Source organism: Pararhizobium sp. O133, assembly GCF_051669845.1.
Classification (GTDB): Bacteria; Pseudomonadota; Alphaproteobacteria; order Rhizobiales; family Rhizobiaceae; genus Pararhizobium.
On the sequence record NZ_CP196426.1, the window covers coordinates 3,506,893 to 3,521,623 of the forward strand.

The following is a 14,731-nucleotide window of genomic DNA, read 5'->3' on the forward strand; positions in this document are numbered from 1 at the left end:
CAAACGGCATGCACTGTCATCTCACACCTTCCCCACGAACCGGTCCGTCGCCCGGATGAGCCGGTCGAGGATACCCGGTTCCGAATAGGCGTGGCCTGCCCCCTCGATCAGGTGGAAATCCGCTTCAGGCCAGGCCTTGTGCAGCGCCCAGGCATATTTCGCCGGGCATGGCATGTCGTAGCGGCCGTGGACGATGACGCCGGGGATGCCGGTGAGTTTGTGGGCGTCGCGCAGCAGTTGGCCTTCGTCCAGCCAGCCGGAATTGACGAAGAAATGGTTCTCGATGCGGGCGAAGGCATGAGCGTATTCCTCCTCCTCGAACGGCGTCGAGGTGGCAGGTTCCGGCAAGAGCGTGATGGTCTCGCCTTCCCAGATGCTCCAGGCTTTGGCGGCATCGAGGCGCGTCTGCCGGTCTGGACTGGTCAGGCGCCGATGATAGGCATGCATCATTTCATGACGTTCGTTTTCCGGGATCGGCGCGATGAAGCGCTCCCACTTGTCCGGGAACATTTCCGAGACGCCGAACTGATAGTACCAGTCGAGTTCCCCCTTGGTCAGCGTATAGATGCCGCGCACGATCAGCGCCGACACCCGCTCGGGATGCTTTTCGGCATAGGCGAGCGCCAGCGTCGAGCCCCAGGAACCGCCGAAGACCAGCCATTGTTCGGCACCGGCCATTTCGCGCAGGCGCTCGATATCGGCGACCAGATGCCAGGTCGTGTTGGCTTCGAGCTCGGCATGCGGGGTCGACTTGCCGCAGCCACGCTGGTCGAACAGCGTCACGTCGTAAAGTGCCGGATCGAACAGGCGGCGATGGCTTGGCGAGATCGTGCCGCCGGGACCGCCGTGCAGGAATACGGCGGGCTTGGCGCCGGGCGTGCCTGCCTTTTCCCAATAGATGACATGGCCGTCACCGACATCGAGATGGCCGGAGGCATAGGGTTCGATTTCGGGATAGAGCGTGCGCAGTTCAGATGTCATAGATTCAATCCGTTCGCCGGCCAGGCGGCAGTGTCATGATCGGGATGCTGGAAGGAGATGATGTGTTCCTGCTGCGAATAGAAGTCGGGATCGTTATGGACGGGCTGATCGAAGATCGTCTCGACCCAGGGCAGCCTGGCGGCATAATTGACCTGGATCTGCGGCGCAAGATCGGAGCGATCATCGAAGGCGCCGATGGCGATCTCCAGCCCGCCGGGATGGCGATAGGTCAGCGGCGTGCCGCAGGATGCGCAGAAGCCGCGATCGACGTTCACCGAGGACTGGAAGTAGCTCGGTTGCGTGCGGGTCCATTCGACACCGTCCTTCGGCGCTGTGACCAGCGCGGAAAAGAAGCCGCCGAACTGCTTCTGGCACATGCGGCAATGGCAGATCGACGGGCGGCCGAGCTCACCCCTGATCCTGAAACGCACGGCGCCGCACTGGCAGCCTCCGGTTCGAATGGTCTCGCTCATGGCAGGTCTTCCTCCGGTGGCCAATGGTCGGTGTCGTAATCCGGGTGCTGGCGGTTCGATTCGAAAATGGCGAGATGCCGCTCAGCCCTTGTCTTCTTGCGTGCATCCGTTTCGCCGCCGGGCAGGCCTGGCAAATTGCCAAACCACGGCATGCGCGATTCCACGCCCGACTGCTTCAACGGTCGGACATCGTAGGGATCATCGAGCGAGCCAAGCACGATATTGATGAAATCGGCGCCGGGCATGTCGTAGAACAGCGGCGTGCCGCAGGCGGCGCAGAAACCGCGCCGGGCGAGATCGGATGACTGAAACCAGTTCGGCTCGCCGCGGGTCAGGCTGAAGGAGGCGCGGGACGCATTGGCCAGAGGCATGAAATAATTGCCGGCCGCCTTCTGGCACATGCGGCAGTGACACAGATGCGGATCGCCGAGCGTGCCTTCCGCCCGGTAGCGCACCGCGCCGCATTGGCAGCCGCCGGTATAGATGCGGGCAATGCTCATCGCGCGTCCTCCGGCGGCCACGTTTCGGTGTCATGATCGGGATGCTGGTAGGAGACGAGGTGGGTGAGGAAGGAGGCCGCATTCTGGTCCGCCATCGTGTCCTCGCCTGGCAGACTGGCGATGCCATCGACATAGGGCAGCTTCGCCTCGATGCCCCACTGGATTCTGGGTGTGATCCTTTCCGGATGATCGAAGGCAGCAATCGCCAGGCCGACACCATCCGGCGCCTCGAAGCTGAGCGGCGTACCGCACTCGCCGCAGAAGCCACGCCTGACGAAATTCGAGGACTGGAAGAATTTCGGCACACCGCGCGTCCAGGTGAGCTTCGCCTTTCCGACGGTAACGAGCGGCGCATAGAAATTGCCGAACGCCTTCTGGCACATGCGGCAATGGCAGACGGAGGCATCGCCGAGTTCACCTTCGACATGGAAACGCACGGCACCGCACTGGCAACCGCCGGAATTGATGGCAGTGGTCATGGCCAATCCTTTCCGAGAACCTTCAGGATGTGCAGGCAGACGCCATCGATATCCTTCAGAACATCGTCGTTCCAGAAACGCAGCACAGCCCAGCCGTCCGCTTCGAGGCGTTTTGTCCGCATGGCGTCATAGGCGGTATTCCGGTCGCTTGCGTGCTGCAATCCATCGAGTTCAACGACCAGACGCTGCTCCGAGCAGGCAAAATCAACGATATAACCTGCAATGGGCATCTGGCGCCGGAAGCCGAGCCCCACGAGGCGGTGAGCGCGCACGGCGTTCCAGAACTTCAGCTCCGCGTCAGTGAGTGCGTTGCGCATGCGGCGCGCATTCGCACGAGCTTTCGGGGGGATTGGCGTGTGTGGCAAAGTACCCCCCTCTGTCACTTCGTGACATCTCCCCCACAAGGGGGGAGATCGGTCATGGTGAGCTTTTTGGCCCAAACGATCATCAACAGGCTGCAAAACAACCACGTTTGAATCAAGCCGGTCTGGCTTAGCAAACATCTGACACTCTTGTTTAAAGACGCGGCCGCCGCAAGCTCCCGATCTCCCCCCTTGTGGGGGAGATGTCACGAAGTGACAGAGGGGGGTAACCACAGCAGAAAACACTACCGCTTCACCTCCCAAGTCGTCACCCGTTCGCCGGTCGCAGCGTCCCTGCCGTCCTTGAGCTGGATGCCCTTCGCCGCCAGATCATCGCGGATCTTGTCGGCCTCGGCGAAATTCTTCGCCTTCAGCATTTCCAACCGCATGGCGACCAGCGTTTCGACGGCGGCGGCAAGCGCGTCGTCGATCTCGGCTTCCTTCGGCAGGACGCCGAGCAAGGCGGCGCTGGCTGAAAAGACCGGCAATGCGGCCGGATCGGCATTGGCCGCCTGTGCCAAGGCATGCAGGGCCTGCACCGCAGCCACCGTGTTCAGGTCGTCGGCGAACGCATTGAGCACCGAAACGTCCGGCGTCGCGTCGCCCGCCTTGCCGGCCGGCCACTTCGACAGAAGACGCTCCGCCTCCTCCAGCCGCTTCAGCGAAAAATCGATCGGCTCGCGGTAATGCGTCATCAGCATGGCCAGACGCAGGACAGCACCCGGCCATTTGCGGCCGCCGAAGGTTTCGGTGTGCAACAGCTCATGGATGGTGACGAAATTGCCCTCGGACTTCGACATCTTGCGGCCTTCGACCTGCAGGAAACCGTTGTGCATCCAGACATTCGCCATCACGTCGGTGCCGTGGGCGCAACGCGACTGGGCGAGCTCGTTTTCATGGTGCGGGAAGATCAGGTCCAGCCCGCCGCCATGGATGTCGAAGGTTTCGCCGAGATAACGCTGGCTCATCGCCGAGCATTCGATATGCCAGCCGGGACGGCCCCTGCCCCACGGGCTTTCCCAGCCGGGCTCTTCGGCGGAGGAGAGTTTCCAGAGCACGAAATCCTGCGGGTTCTTCTTATGCGCCTCGACCGCGACGCGGGCGCCGGCCTGCTGCTCGTCGAGATTGCGCTTCGACAACTGGCCGTAGTCGGCCATCGACCGCGTGTCGAATAGCACTTCGCCCTCGGCCGGATAGGCATGCCCCTTGGCGATCAACGCCTCGATGATCTCGATCATCTGGGTGATGTTTTCAGTGGCACGCGGCTGGTGCGTCGGTTCGAGGCTGCCAAGCGCCGTGGCATCATCCAGGAACTGCGTTTCCGTCTTTTCCGTTACAGCGCGGATCGCTTCGTTCAGCGGCAGGTTCGGGAAGTCCCGCAACGCCCGTGCGTTGATCTTGTCGTCGACGTCGGTAATGTTGCGGACATAGGTCACATGGCTTTCGCCATAGACATGCCGCAGCAGCCGGTAGAGCACGTCGAAGACGATGACCGGGCGGGCATTGCCGATATGGGCGAAGTCATAGACGGTCGGGCCGCAGACATACATGCGGACGTTTTTGGGGTCGATCGGCGCGAAGTCCGTCTTTTCCCGTGTCAGCGTGTTGTACAGTTTCAGTTTCGGCTGCCCGTTCATCCCAATCTCCCAATCCACAGTCGACCAAACACACGCCATCGCCCCGGCTGGACCCTCGCGTTGTCATCTTTGATTTTTGAGAGACGAAAACGGCCAGGCCAGCGTTTGGGCTAACGAATAATAATCCGGCAGATGCTGCAGATAACCGTTTTCATGGCGAGCGTTATCGCGCTTCGCCCCTTCAAGGTCAAGAGGTCAGGCGCGCTCCAGCATCATATGTTGGGATACTGGATTATTGGTCATGCTTTTGTCATGATTGCGCTTATCTGGAAACACCAGACGTCCGGGGACACAAGGCTTTGCGGGGACGCACAAGAAAGCCTGTTTCCTGGGGCACAATCAGGAATGCCGTTTTGGTGGACAACACACGGGACGAAGCAATTCCGATTCAGGGAAGCATCAAAGGAGAGTTTGAAATGCCTGGCACAAAGACCGACAAGAACAGTCCGCGAACCGCGGCCAATCTCGTCGAGCAATACCGTCCCCTTGGCCTAAAGGCCGTGCTTGCCGCAGCCCTGCAGATCAAGGCGAAGCCGACAAAAAAGCCTGCCGTGCCGAGGCCGGCCTGAGCTTTCAGAACAGCGACAGTTGCGAATCCGAGGGCGGGTCCTTCAGCTTTGCCACCGGCTTTGAGACCACATGAGCCGGCTCCTGCAGGTCCGGACCGACATTCGCAACCTTGTTGACGCGATCGGAGACGGCGATGACGTCGAAATAATCGTCGTCCGTAGGCGCCATCAGATCAGCCACATCCCGAGGCTCCTGCGTCGCGCAATCGAGCCAGCGGCTGAAGTCCTCCGGCTTGACAACAACCGGCATACGGTCATGCACGTCGCCGATCCGCGCATTCGCATGGGTCGTCAGGATTGCCGCCGTATCGACCTCCGAGCCATCGGCCGAGGCCCAGGTTTCCATCAGCCCGGCAAAGGCGACGATGCCGCCATTGCGCGGCCTGATCCAATAGGCCTGTGGCGGCTGCCCGCTTTCCTTCGATGGCCGGTGCCATTCATAGAAGCCGGAAGCCGGGATGAGGATGCGCCGATGCCGCATCGCCGCCTTGAACGAGGCCTTGGCCGCCGCTGTCTCCGCCCGCGCATTGATCAGCAGCGGAAAATCCCGCGGATCCTTCACCCAGGACGGCGTCAGCCCCCAACGCACCAGCACGGCCTTGCGCTCCGGCAGGTTGCTTCCCGGCCGCGGCCTGTCAGCGGAAATGACGACGAGGATCGGCTGCGTCGGGGCGATATTATACCGCGCTGGAAAGTCCTCCGTTTCCAGTACCCCGAAAATATCCGCCAATTCCCTCGGCGTCGCCGTCAGTGAGAAACGTCCGCACATGATGCACCTCAGCCGTCTATCGAGAGACGATGATCAAGAATTTCAACGTCGGGAATCGTTCGCACAGACTTGACCGCCTCGATCAGCACCGCACGCTCCTGCTGCGATACATTTCGCAAATCGCCTCCCTCGAAATAGGTCATCGCTTTCAAACTTTCACTCGGCTGATATGCATAACCGTACATGCGCCGTGCCCCGCCGAGTGCCTTCTCCAAATTCTGTCCCGCCGAAAGCATGGATACAATATCGTGATAATCCTTCGCCTCGACGCGCTGAAGCAAGACATTGACATTGGTTGCGAACAAATCCTCCGGCGAGGCAATCAGCAAGACGCCATCATGCGTGAATTGGGGCACCCCGACCCGGCCTGTGCGAATCGGGCCGAAGAAAGAAACCTTCACGGGTGCGTCTGTCCCTCCCGCCCCTTGCACCAGGACCGTAAGGGTATCGGGCGATTGTTGAACGACCAAGGCACCTTGCAAAAAAGGCATTTGCGCATAGAGGGCGTTCAGATCGAGGCTTTTTTCACTGAAGAAATCAAAATCGATGGACTGCCGGTGTCCGAGGCGCAAAGCAACCGCGGTGCCGCCATACAGCACGAAACCGAGTGCCGCTGCCGGCTTCAGCAAGGGCCAAAGCGCACGTTGTCTTTCCGGCAAAATCTCGATGTGTGGCGTTAAGGTGTTCACGCCAGTCTCCGGACGGGAAGCGGCGGCACCTGATCGACATCGGACAAACCAAGGCGATAGTGCCAGTAGGACCAGGAGCGTGGCGTAAACTGACCGATTTCGGCATGGGTCAGAACATGCGTGAGCGTATCGGCGCCCACCAGCATTTCCAGATGCTGGATGTCATCGAAATCACCGATGTTCATGACCTGCGCAATCACGCGCTCCGGCTGCGCGACCGCCTCGTCCGCGGATTTCCACCAGATGTATTTCCCGGCAAAGAACGCCAGGCCGGTTCGGTCCATCGCTTGCATCGTCCCCTTGCATCACTGCGATCCATTGTATTTCGTTGATGCGTCGGAATATAGGTACTGCCCAGATGAAAGACCATGTGAACCCATCCCCTCCCCAACTTGCGTCATCAGCTATCCTCGAACGGGACGGCCGTTATCTTCTCGTGCGGCGGGCCAATCCGCCATCGGCGGACATGTACGCCTTTCCCGGCGGCCGGGCGGAACCGGGCGAGACGCCGGCCGAGACGGCGGTGCGCGAGTTTTACGAGGAGACCGGCATCCCGACGAAAAACCCGCACTTGTTCGAGACCTACGACCTGCCGCCGCGTGATTCGGATGGACCGGGCGCACGGCATTTCTTTCTTTCGGTGTTCAAAGTGGAGGCAGATCCGGACCTCGTTGCGGTCGCGGGCGACGATGCGGCGGATATCGGCTGGTACACGGCGGCCGAGATTTTTGCGCTCCCGATCCCCGACAGCGTGCGCGAATGCGTGGAAAAACTCGAGCTGATTCGGCGGCGATGAGCAGACACATGGAAAACCCGCTTGCCCACGAGCCTGATTCGGCGCTTCAAAGGCGCATGACCCGTATTCTTGCGACAATCTGCCTTTGCCTTCTCCCGGCTCTTGCCGGCAAGCCCTCCCTTGCCGTTGCACAGGAAACACCGGCGGCGGAGGTTCCGGCTGTTGCCGCTGAAAAGCCTGCGCCCTATGACGCGCGGCTGCTGCGGCTGTCGGAAATCATCGGTTCGGTGCACTACCTGCGCACGCTCTGCAAGGACGAAAATGCCGATTCCTGGCGCCAGTCGATGCAGGAATTGCTCGACAAGGAGGCCGGAAGCGAGGCACAGAGGCGGGCCAGAATGACGGCGGCCTTCAACCGCGGCTACCGCACCTTCGCTTCCGTCTACACCGCCTGCACGCCGCCGGCGGTCGTCGCGGAGCAGCGATACCGTGCCGAAGGAGCAACACTTGCTTCAGAAATCGTCGCCCGATTTGGAAATTAAACTAAAATTAACCTCTTTCTTCACGAGCCCGTGTCGTTTTGGGAAAAGGCTGCTAAGGTCGTTAAGACAGTGGTAAGAAGTGGTATCAGCTTGAGTTGGATACCAGGTGAAGAGCGTGACAAGGCCATGGAACGAATGATGGAACCCAGTCTGAATGACATCGACGACATGATCGTTCATGAGAAGATGCAGGCAGCCCTGGAGCACCAGAATGAAGCCTGGGCGGACGGAATGGCTGACGGTATCGAACCGGAGATCATTGCCGACGCGGCCATTGCGCTTGCCCTGCGCGAGACGATCCGCCTCCATGGCGAAGACAGCGCCGAGGCGCTTTTGACCTCCCTGCGTGAACGCATGCTGGCTGGCGAATTTTCACCGGAACGCACATTGCAGTAATCTTCGAGGCTGTTATGAAACGCCAGATCTCAGCAAACCGGCCATTCACGGTTCGCCTCTCTGCGCTTCTGCTCGCGAGCCTGTTCGCCTCGTCCCTCCTGACGGCTCATACCGCGCTCGCGCTCAGCGAACTCAAGCAGATTCCCGGTGACGTGCCGCAGGACAGGAAGGCCGACAAGGTTCAGCAGGAAGAAGAGGAGCCGGCCGAGGAAGGCCCGATGCAGATTCCGATGCCGGACCCGCTGGTCAACAAGCCCGCGACCGACGCCAAGGAAGACGTAACGCCAGCCGAACCGGTCGAGGTCCTGTCGGACGTTTCCAAGATTCCTCAGGCTGCCGCGCGTATGCGCGAACTGATTGTCGAGGCGGCGGCTTCGGGCGATATCGAACGGCTGCGTCCTCTACTTGGCAAGGGACAGACCCAAACGCAGGTCGGCGATGCCGATGCAGATCCGGTCGAGACGCTGAAGGGCCTGTCCGGCGATCAGGAAGGCATCGAGATCATGGCAATCCTGCTCGACGTTTTGTCGACGGGGTTCGTGCTGGTCGATAAGGGCACGCCCGATGAAATGTATGTCTGGCCGTATTTCACCGAAAAGCCGCTGGCATCGCTGACGCCGCCGGAAAAGGTTGACCTGTTCCGGCTTGTGACCGCCGGCGATTTCGCTGAAATGGAAGAAGGCGGCAACTACAATTTTTACCGCGTCGGCATCACACCGACCGGCGAGTGGAAATTTTTCGTCGCCGGCGACTGACGTCCTCTCGCAAAATGCTTGCCGGGAGCTTCATGAAATCCTACCTGTCTGCCATCACAAACAGGATGACCGCCATGCTCTCCGTTTCCCTGCCCGATCGCGCCGTCGTCACCGTGTCGGGACAGGATGCGGAAGACTTCCTGCAGGCGCTGATCACCACCGACCTCGACCAACTGACCGAAACCGAGGCCTTGCCTGGTGCGTTGCTGACGCCGCAGGGCAAAATCATGTTCGATTTTATGGTGACGCGCGACGAGGCGGCCATCCGGTTGGAAACAACGATGGATCAGGCGGAAGCCCTGTTGAAGCGGCTGACCATGTACAAGCTGAGGGCGCCGGTTACCCTGTCACTGATCTCGCCGGCTTCGGTCGAGATCGTCTTTTCGGAAATCGCCGGCGGCTATCGCGACGCGCGTTTCGCCAAGGCGGGACACACCGTCTATCGCGTCTATGGCGCCGCAACTGATCCGACCGGGACGGAGGATTACGACCGGCTGCGGATCGCCGGTGGCATTGCGATTTCCGGTGCCGACTATGCGCTGCAGGACGCGTTTCCGCATGATGTGTTGATGGACAAGAACGGCGGGTTGTCCTTCAAGAAGGGCTGCTATGTCGGCCAGGAAGTTGTCTCGCGCATGCAGCACCGTGGCACCGCGCGCCGCCGCGTCGTCACGGTCACGGCAGACAGTGCGCTTCCCGAGACCGGCACGCCGCTCACCGTCAATGGCCGCCTGATCGGTTCGCTCGGCAGCGTTATAGGCACGTCGGGCCTTGCGATTGTGCGCACAGACAAGGCGGGAGCGGCGATAGCGGCTGGTGAACCGATCTTGGCAGGTGATATTGTCGTCATCCTCGCTTTGCCCGCTTGGACCGGTCTCGAGTTTCCCGCGCAAGCCGACGAGGCGAGCGCCTGATGTCTGCGCGTGCCTGGCAGCGCATGTTGTCCGGACGGCGGCTGGACCTGCTGGACCCGTCACCACTCGACGTCGAACTGTCCGATATCGCCCATGGCCTTGCCCGCGTCGCCCGCTGGAACGGACAGACGAACGGCAACCATGCCTTTTCCGTTGCCCAGCACAGCCTTGTCGTCGAGGAAATTTTTCGCCGTCATTACAACGGCACAGCCGAGGAATGCCAGACGGCGCTGCTGCACGATGCGCCGGAATATGTGATCGGCGACATGATCTCGCCGTTCAAGGCGGTGGTCGGCGGTGGCTACAAGGTCGTCGAGAAACGACTGGAAGGCGCGATCCACATCCGCTTCGGCCTGCCCGCCGCGACATCCGCCGACCTCAAGGCGAAAATCAAGAAAGCCGACCAGATCGCCGCCTATTTCGAGGCGACGGAGCTTGCCGGCTTTTCGCTGTCGGAAGCCCGCAAGTTCTTCGGTCAGCCGCGCGGCATCACCCGCGACATGATCCTCATCGATCCGGTTCCGGCGGTCGAGGCGCAAAAGCTGTTTGCCGAGCGTTTCGAGGCCATCGAGGCGCTGCGCCTTCATACGCGCGTGGTGACCTGATGTCGGTGATCGTCGTTTCGCCCCTGTCACGCATTGCCGAAATGGCCGTCCGGCACCGCTGCCGCGAGATGGTGAGCCTGCTGTCGAAGGAGCAGACCTTCCACCGACCGGCCGTCATCGAGGCCAGCCGCCACCTGTTGCTGGGCATGAACGATATCAGCTTCGCCGGCAATGCCGCGCTGATTGCGCCGGGCGAGGAGCATGTGCGCGAGATCATCGGGTTTGCCCGTCAGTGGGATCGCTCGGTGCCGCTTCTCGTTCATTGCTGGATGGGCGTGTCGCGATCGCCAGCCGCCGCCGTCATCGCGGCGCTCGCCGTCGAGCCCCACCAGGATGACATGGCGCTGGCGCTGAGACTCAGGGCTGCATCCGCTTATGTCACGCCCAACAGCCGGCTGATCGAGATCGCTGACAGCATGCTGTCGCGGGGCGGTCGGCTGGTGGCCGCGATCAAGACGATCGGACGGGGTGCCGACGCCGATGGCAACGTGCCTTTCGTCTTTTCGATCCTGCCGGAAGCCGTCTCCCATGCCGGTTGAGGATCGCGGCGTCACAGTGGAGATCGGCCTCAATGCCGCGATTGTCGCGGTTGCGAACCGTTCACCGCGCATCCTCGCCGTCAGCGAGGCACCGCACGATGGCCGCGACGGCCTGCCCTTCGGTCCCTTCGATCCGGCCCGCCACCGGACATTCGAGACCAGCCTGCGGGCCAGGGTCGAGCAGCAGACGGCGCTCGATCTCGGCTATATCGAACAGCTCTATACGTTCGGCGACCAGGGACGACACCGTTCGCCCGGCGAAAGCAGCAAGCATATGGTCTCGGTCGGCTATCTCGCGCTGACGCGCACAGATGCCGAAAACAATGCGCGTCTGTCGGAGGCCGGCGCCCATTGGCGGGACTGGTACAGCTATCTGCCCTGGGAAGACTGGCGGCAGGGGCGGCCCGGCCTGATCGACCAAGCCATCCTTCCGGCCTTGCGCTTGTGGGAGACTGGCGGCCATCAGGACGAGCGCCTGGGCCTGCCACAGCGCCGCACCCGTATTCGCCTCGCCTTCGGCCTCGACGATTTCCCTTGGGATGAGGAGCGCGTGCTGGAGCGCTACGAGCTTCTTTACGAGGCCGGCCTCGTTGGCGAAGCGGCGATCGATGGGCGTGTGACCGCCACCGGCACGCCTCCCATCGGGCTCACCATGCGGCATGACCATCGCCGCATCGTCGCCACCGCCGTCGCCCGGCTGCGCGGCAAGATCAAATACCGGCCGGTGATCTTCGAACTCATGCCGCCGGAATTCACGTTGACCGAATTGCAGGCGACGGTCGAGGCCATTTCGGGACGGCATCTGCATAAGCAGAATTTCCGCCGCCTCGTCGAGGGCGCCGAACTGGTCGAGCCGACGGGCATGCTGACGGCGGCGACAGGCGGCAGGCCGGCCGCCCTCTTCCGTTTCCGCCGCCAGATCCTCGACGAACGTCCGGCGCCAGGCCTCAAGGTCGGCGGTCGCTGACCGGCTTTTCATTTAAAAACAAGGGTTGACCGTCACGGCCCCTGCTCCATGTCCCTCGGATCAAGACGAAGGACAGGATCATGGAACAGCAGGCATCGGACGTCATTCTTGCAACCCGAACGGCACTCAGCCAAGCAAGCGCCTTGGCGGTGCAGTATTCGTTCTCGATCGTCGGAGCTCTGATCCTGCTCTGCTTGGGCTGGTTCATTGCCCGGCTCGCGCACAATTGGGCTTATTCCGGGCTGTCGCGCGCTCGTGGCATCGATGAGACGCTCGCACGGTTCTTCTCCAATATTATCCGCTATACGCTGCTGCTCCTCGTCTTCGTCACCGTGCTCGGGCAATTCGGCGTGCAGACCGCCTCGATTATCGCGACCTTGGGTGCCGCCGGCCTCGCGATCGGTCTGGCGCTCCAGGGCACGCTTCAGAATATCGCCGCCGGCATCATGCTTCTGGTTCTGCGGCCCTTCCGGGTCGGTGAATTGATAGAGACCTCTGCCGTCAGCGGCACGGTGACGGAAATTGGGCTGTTCGCGACGGAACTGCGCACGGCCGACGGGCTCTACCGGCTGGCGCCGAACTCAACGCTCTGGAACGTTCCGGTCACCAATTACAGCCGCGAGCCGATGCGTCGCCATGACCTGACCGTGGTCGTCGGCAACGGCGACGATCTCGATGCGGCGCAGCAAAGGCTGCTTGATCTCGCGACGGGCAATCCGATGGTAGAAAAAAGCCCTGCTCCTTCTACGTTCATCGCCGATCTCAGCAAGGACGGTACGAAACTGACACTGCGCTATTGGGTTCGGACCGGCAGTTGGTGGGCGACGACCCGCGATATGCTGCGGGGCGCCAAGCGCGTTTTCTATATGCCCGAGCCGCCGGTCGAAGCGGCTGAGAACGACATGGCAGTCAGCGGCGCCTGATCTATTCGATCACGGCGCAGGCGAGCCGCTCGCCCGCGTCGCCGGCCGGCTGGCTGCGATTGTCGTCGGATTTTCCGTGGATCATCAGCGCCCGGCCGCGAATGCCGTTTTCCTCGTCGTCGAGCACGACCATGCTGTTAAAGACCTGGGCGCGCAACACGCCATCGGCGCCGACATACTGGTTTGGCATATCGCCCGCATGCGGCCCGTTGGTGGCGAGGAAGCCGTGTTCCGCCTTGCCAGGATTGAAATGCTTGCCGGCCGATTCATGATTGTGTGCGGCGTCACATTTGCCGGTTTCGTGGACATGGAAAGCGACCCATTTGCCCGGCGGCAGATTGATGACTTCCATTTCGATGAGGACGCCGTTCTTGCCCTGCGTCAGCGCGGCACGGCCGGTTTCCTTGCCGTCCTTGCCGATGAAGTTGGCGATGGCGGTCTGAGACGAGGATTGCGCGCCGACGGCTGTCGCCGTTGCAAGCACCAGAGCAAGCGTCGTGAGCAGGCGTTTCATGAGAATGTCCTCCAGGGATGATGGATCATCCAGAGGCAACGCCTGTGGGTGCCTGTGGTTCCAAGCCTCGTCCTGCGGCAGAAGCTTAACCTAGAAGACCCGGATGGCGGAGGTTGCGATAATGACGAGCGAAACCGCAATCATCAGCGGCCGCACGGGCAGATGCTTGACGACATAGGCGCCGATCGGCGCGGCCAGCACGCCGCCGAGAATGAGACCGACAGCAGCACCGAGTTCGGACCAGCCGAGGGTCAGAACGAAAGTCGCCGAGATTGTCAGGGTAACGGCAAATTCGGTCAGGCTGGTCGAGCCGATGACCTTCTTCGGTTCGTGACCACGCCCGAGCAGCGATGTGGTAACGATCGGCCCCCAGCCACCACCGCCGGCGGCGTCGAGCGCCCCACCGGCAAGACCGATGTAGGGCACAGCCCAGTCCTTGACCTCGCGCAGCCAGAGCGGCCGGAAAGCCTTCAACAGGATATAGACGCCGACCAGCACCAAATAGGCGGAGACGAAAGGCTCGATCACTTTTCCATCAACATTCGCGAGACCATAGGCGCCAAGTGCGCCACCGATCATGCCGGCCGGTGCCAGATGGGCGACGAGGCGCCAGTCGATATTGCGGTGATAGGCATGGGACGCGCCGGAGGCTGCCGTCGTGAACACTTCGGTGATATGAGTCATTGCGCTTGCCGTGGCCGGTGGCACTCCGACAGCCAGAAGGCTGGTGGTGGACAAGAGGCCGAACGCCATGCCCAAAGCGCCATCGACCAGTTGCGCGAAAAAGCCGATGACCACGAAAACCCAAAAATCTGCCGACACGAACCACCCCCGTCGAAACGCCGCCTATTTGCGCCAACAGCACCATGTTGGTAAAGGTTCCCGTGAAGCAATTCACATCATCGACGCGGAGGCTCCGTGCACACAATCGCCCTCCTCCTTGCCGGCACGTTGCTGCTATCCCCGGAGGATAAGCCGGCGATCCCCAACTATTTCGACGACAACAGGGGATCGAACCCGCCAATCGTCGAAATCTGCAATCTCAACGGCGAGGACGTCAGCGGACAATTCAAGACGTGCCGATACGATTGCGGTCGCACGCTGACAATCGGCGAGCGTTCGATCTGCCCGTTCGTCTTGCAGCGATAAGGAGTGAAGGCATGACCGCATTCGACTGGCACGCCGATCCGATCAATCGAGACACGGCGGTGACCAGGACCTATCGCAACACCCAGAATGTCCGCCGGTTTCTCACGGCGGAATGCGGCGACGATTTCAAGTTCGACCGGTCTTTCATGGCCTGGATCAAAGACGGGACCGGCAAGACGATGGGCGATGTCGCCGATGAATGGAAACGGCGGCACGCAAAATAGACCGCCTA

At 61.5% G+C, this 14,731-nt stretch carries 23 protein-coding genes; 12 read left to right on the forward strand and 11 right to left on the reverse strand.

The annotated features are described in order from the left end of the window. Positions 1-21: 21 nt before the first annotated feature. The 6 genes from pip to cysS all read right to left on the reverse strand — a co-directional run bounded on the left by pip (position 22) and on the right by cysS (position 4,432). Positions 22-981, reverse strand: a complete 960-nt coding sequence (gene pip, locus ACST81_RS16815) for a prolyl aminopeptidase (protein ID WP_438749306.1) — start codon at positions 979-981, stop codon at positions 22-24. Continuing rightward, positions 978-1,454 carry a GFA family protein gene (locus ACST81_RS16820; RefSeq protein ID WP_438749307.1) on the reverse strand — a complete coding sequence of 159 codons (477 nt, stop codon included), beginning with the start codon at positions 1,452-1,454 and terminating at the stop codon, positions 978-980. Before ACST81_RS16820 ends, pip begins: the two co-directional genes overlap by 4 nt. Then, positions 1,451-1,954, reverse strand: a complete 504-nt coding sequence (locus ACST81_RS16825; RefSeq protein WP_438749308.1) for a GFA family protein — start codon at positions 1,952-1,954, stop codon at positions 1,451-1,453. The genes ACST81_RS16820 and ACST81_RS16825 overlap by 4 nt, the downstream gene beginning before the upstream one ends. After that, the gene (locus ACST81_RS16830; RefSeq protein ID WP_438749309.1) at positions 1,951-2,433 is read right to left on the reverse strand and encodes a GFA family protein; all 483 of its coding nucleotides are present in this window, start codon (positions 2,431-2,433) and stop codon (positions 1,951-1,953) included. The genes ACST81_RS16825 and ACST81_RS16830 overlap by 4 nt, the downstream gene beginning before the upstream one ends. Then, entirely contained in the window at positions 2,430-2,798 is a 369-nt protein-coding gene (locus ACST81_RS16835) for an endonuclease domain-containing protein (RefSeq protein ID WP_438753617.1), read from the reverse strand. Before ACST81_RS16835 ends, ACST81_RS16830 begins: the two co-directional genes overlap by 4 nt. A gap of 242 nt (positions 2,799-3,040) precedes the next feature. After that, on the reverse strand, positions 3,041-4,432 hold the full coding sequence (cysS, locus tag ACST81_RS16840; protein ID WP_438749310.1) for a cysteine--tRNA ligase: 1,392 nt from the start codon (positions 4,430-4,432) through the stop codon (positions 3,041-3,043). Between the two features lie 416 nt (positions 4,433-4,848). Here cysS and ACST81_RS16845 point away from each other — a divergent pair, with 416 nt between their 5' ends. Next, positions 4,849-5,001 carry a hypothetical protein gene (locus ACST81_RS16845; protein ID WP_438749311.1) on the forward strand — a complete coding sequence of 51 codons (153 nt, stop codon included), beginning with the start codon at positions 4,849-4,851 and terminating at the stop codon, positions 4,999-5,001. Positions 5,002-5,005: 4 nt separating this feature from the next. Here the strand turns inward: ACST81_RS16845 and ACST81_RS16850 are convergent, their stop codons facing one another. From ACST81_RS16850 to ACST81_RS16860, 3 genes are read right to left on the reverse strand one after another with little or no spacing between them, the layout of a single operon-like run. Then, a complete protein-coding gene (locus tag ACST81_RS16850) occupies positions 5,006-5,770 on the reverse strand; it encodes an SOS response-associated peptidase (RefSeq protein WP_438749312.1) in 765 nt (254 codons plus the stop codon). Between the two features lie 8 nt (positions 5,771-5,778). Then, complete coding sequence (locus tag ACST81_RS16855; protein WP_438749313.1) at positions 5,779-6,459, reverse strand: nucleotidyl transferase AbiEii/AbiGii toxin family protein; 681 nt, start codon at positions 6,457-6,459, stop codon at positions 5,779-5,781. Further along, positions 6,456-6,743 carry a hypothetical protein gene (locus ACST81_RS16860; RefSeq protein ID WP_438749315.1) on the reverse strand — a complete coding sequence of 96 codons (288 nt, stop codon included), beginning with the start codon at positions 6,741-6,743 and terminating at the stop codon, positions 6,456-6,458. Before ACST81_RS16860 ends, ACST81_RS16855 begins: the two co-directional genes overlap by 4 nt. A gap of 74 nt (positions 6,744-6,817) precedes the next feature. Between ACST81_RS16860 and ACST81_RS16865 the strand changes: the two genes are divergently transcribed. The 9 genes from ACST81_RS16865 (at position 6,818) to ACST81_RS16905 (ending at position 12,836) form a co-directional block, all read left to right on the forward strand. Beyond that, positions 6,818-7,255 carry an NUDIX hydrolase gene (locus ACST81_RS16865; RefSeq protein WP_438749316.1) on the forward strand — a complete coding sequence of 146 codons (438 nt, stop codon included), beginning with the start codon at positions 6,818-6,820 and terminating at the stop codon, positions 7,253-7,255. 56 nt (positions 7,256-7,311) lie between these two features. Next, the gene (locus tag ACST81_RS16870; RefSeq protein ID WP_438749318.1) at positions 7,312-7,737 is read left to right on the forward strand and encodes a TIGR02301 family protein; all 426 of its coding nucleotides are present in this window, start codon (positions 7,312-7,314) and stop codon (positions 7,735-7,737) included. A 126-nt stretch (positions 7,738-7,863) separates the two neighbouring features. After that, a complete protein-coding gene (locus ACST81_RS16875) occupies positions 7,864-8,133 on the forward strand; it encodes a hypothetical protein (protein WP_112405816.1) in 270 nt (89 codons plus the stop codon). Between the two features lie 14 nt (positions 8,134-8,147). Beyond that, positions 8,148-8,888, forward strand: a complete 741-nt coding sequence (locus tag ACST81_RS16880; RefSeq protein WP_438749319.1) for a hypothetical protein — start codon at positions 8,148-8,150, stop codon at positions 8,886-8,888. Positions 8,889-8,962: 74 nt separating this feature from the next. After that, complete coding sequence (gene ygfZ / locus ACST81_RS16885; protein WP_438753619.1) at positions 8,963-9,802, forward strand: CAF17-like 4Fe-4S cluster assembly/insertion protein YgfZ; 840 nt, start codon at positions 8,963-8,965, stop codon at positions 9,800-9,802. Further along, positions 9,799-10,407 (forward strand): YfbR-like 5'-deoxynucleotidase, encoded by a 609-nt coding sequence (locus ACST81_RS16890; RefSeq protein WP_438753621.1) that lies wholly within the window; start codon positions 9,799-9,801, stop codon positions 10,405-10,407. Before ygfZ ends, ACST81_RS16890 begins: the two co-directional genes overlap by 4 nt. Next, a complete protein-coding gene (locus tag ACST81_RS16895) occupies positions 10,407-10,946 on the forward strand; it encodes a tyrosine phosphatase family protein (RefSeq protein ID WP_438749321.1) in 540 nt (179 codons plus the stop codon). The genes ACST81_RS16890 and ACST81_RS16895 overlap by 1 nt, the downstream gene beginning before the upstream one ends. Beyond that, positions 10,936-11,913 (forward strand): NUDIX hydrolase, encoded by a 978-nt coding sequence (locus ACST81_RS16900; protein ID WP_438749322.1) that lies wholly within the window; start codon positions 10,936-10,938, stop codon positions 11,911-11,913. Before ACST81_RS16895 ends, ACST81_RS16900 begins: the two co-directional genes overlap by 11 nt. Before the next feature lie 80 nt (positions 11,914-11,993). Continuing rightward, complete coding sequence (locus tag ACST81_RS16905; RefSeq protein WP_438749323.1) at positions 11,994-12,836, forward strand: mechanosensitive ion channel family protein; 843 nt, start codon at positions 11,994-11,996, stop codon at positions 12,834-12,836. A 1-nt stretch (position 12,837) separates the two neighbouring features. Here the strand turns inward: ACST81_RS16905 and ACST81_RS16910 are convergent, their stop codons facing one another. Both ACST81_RS16910 and ACST81_RS16915 read right to left on the reverse strand, forming a co-directional pair. Further along, entirely contained in the window at positions 12,838-13,350 is a 513-nt protein-coding gene (locus ACST81_RS16910) for a superoxide dismutase family protein (protein ID WP_438749324.1), read from the reverse strand. Positions 13,351-13,440: 90 nt separating this feature from the next. After that, on the reverse strand, positions 13,441-14,103 hold the full coding sequence (locus ACST81_RS16915; RefSeq protein ID WP_438753623.1) for a sulfite exporter TauE/SafE family protein: 663 nt from the start codon (positions 14,101-14,103) through the stop codon (positions 13,441-13,443). Positions 14,104-14,268: 165 nt separating this feature from the next. Here ACST81_RS16915 and ACST81_RS16920 point away from each other — a divergent pair, with 165 nt between their 5' ends. Further along, entirely contained in the window at positions 14,269-14,499 is a 231-nt protein-coding gene (locus tag ACST81_RS16920) for a hypothetical protein (protein ID WP_438749325.1), read from the forward strand. 11 nt (positions 14,500-14,510) lie between these two features. Beyond that, positions 14,511-14,723: a DUF6434 domain-containing protein gene (locus ACST81_RS16925; RefSeq protein ID WP_438749326.1), complete on the forward strand. Its 213-nt coding sequence runs from the start codon at positions 14,511-14,513 to the stop codon at positions 14,721-14,723. The last annotated feature ends 8 nt before the right edge of the window (positions 14,724-14,731 follow it).

Bases quoted from the DNA above. Each gene is read 5' to 3' on its own strand.
- ACST81_RS16870 (WP_438749318.1), top strand. From the start codon at position 7,312: ATGACCCGTATTCTTGCGACAATCTGCCTTTGCCTTCTCCCGGCTCTT.
- ACST81_RS16820 (WP_438749307.1), bottom strand. From the start codon at position 1,454: ATGAGCGAGACCATTCGAACCGGAGGCTGCCAGTGCGGCGCCGTGCGT.
- cysS (WP_438749310.1), bottom strand. From the start codon at position 4,432: ATGAACGGGCAGCCGAAACTGAAACTGTACAACACGCTGACACGGGAA.
- ACST81_RS16830 (WP_438749309.1), bottom strand. From the start codon at position 2,433: ATGACCACTGCCATCAATTCCGGCGGTTGCCAGTGCGGTGCCGTGCGT.
- ACST81_RS16925 (WP_438749326.1), top strand. From the start codon at position 14,511: ATGACCGCATTCGACTGGCACGCCGATCCGATCAATCGAGACACGGCG.
- ACST81_RS16915 (WP_438753623.1), bottom strand. From the start codon at position 14,103: ATGGCGTTCGGCCTCTTGTCCACCACCAGCCTTCTGGCTGTCGGAGTG.
- ACST81_RS16860 (WP_438749315.1), bottom strand. From the start codon at position 6,743: ATGGACCGAACCGGCCTGGCGTTCTTTGCCGGGAAATACATCTGGTGG.
- ACST81_RS16895 (WP_438749321.1), top strand. From the start codon at position 10,407: ATGTCGGTGATCGTCGTTTCGCCCCTGTCACGCATTGCCGAAATGGCC.
- ACST81_RS16825 (WP_438749308.1), bottom strand. From the start codon at position 1,954: ATGAGCATTGCCCGCATCTATACCGGCGGCTGCCAATGCGGCGCGGTG.
- pip (WP_438749306.1), bottom strand. From the start codon at position 981: ATGACATCTGAACTGCGCACGCTCTATCCCGAAATCGAACCCTATGCC.
- ACST81_RS16875 (WP_112405816.1), top strand. From the start codon at position 7,864: ATGGAACGAATGATGGAACCCAGTCTGAATGACATCGACGACATGATC.
- ACST81_RS16910 (WP_438749324.1), bottom strand. From the start codon at position 13,350: ATGAAACGCCTGCTCACGACGCTTGCTCTGGTGCTTGCAACGGCGACA.
- ACST81_RS16900 (WP_438749322.1), top strand. From the start codon at position 10,936: ATGCCGGTTGAGGATCGCGGCGTCACAGTGGAGATCGGCCTCAATGCC.
- ACST81_RS16905 (WP_438749323.1), top strand. From the start codon at position 11,994: ATGGAACAGCAGGCATCGGACGTCATTCTTGCAACCCGAACGGCACTC.
- ygfZ (WP_438753619.1), top strand. From the start codon at position 8,963: ATGCTCTCCGTTTCCCTGCCCGATCGCGCCGTCGTCACCGTGTCGGGA.
- ACST81_RS16845 (WP_438749311.1), top strand. From the start codon at position 4,849: ATGCCTGGCACAAAGACCGACAAGAACAGTCCGCGAACCGCGGCCAAT.
- ACST81_RS16880 (WP_438749319.1), top strand. From the start codon at position 8,148: ATGAAACGCCAGATCTCAGCAAACCGGCCATTCACGGTTCGCCTCTCT.
- ACST81_RS16850 (WP_438749312.1), bottom strand. From the start codon at position 5,770: ATGTGCGGACGTTTCTCACTGACGGCGACGCCGAGGGAATTGGCGGAT.
- ACST81_RS16865 (WP_438749316.1), top strand. From the start codon at position 6,818: ATGAAAGACCATGTGAACCCATCCCCTCCCCAACTTGCGTCATCAGCT.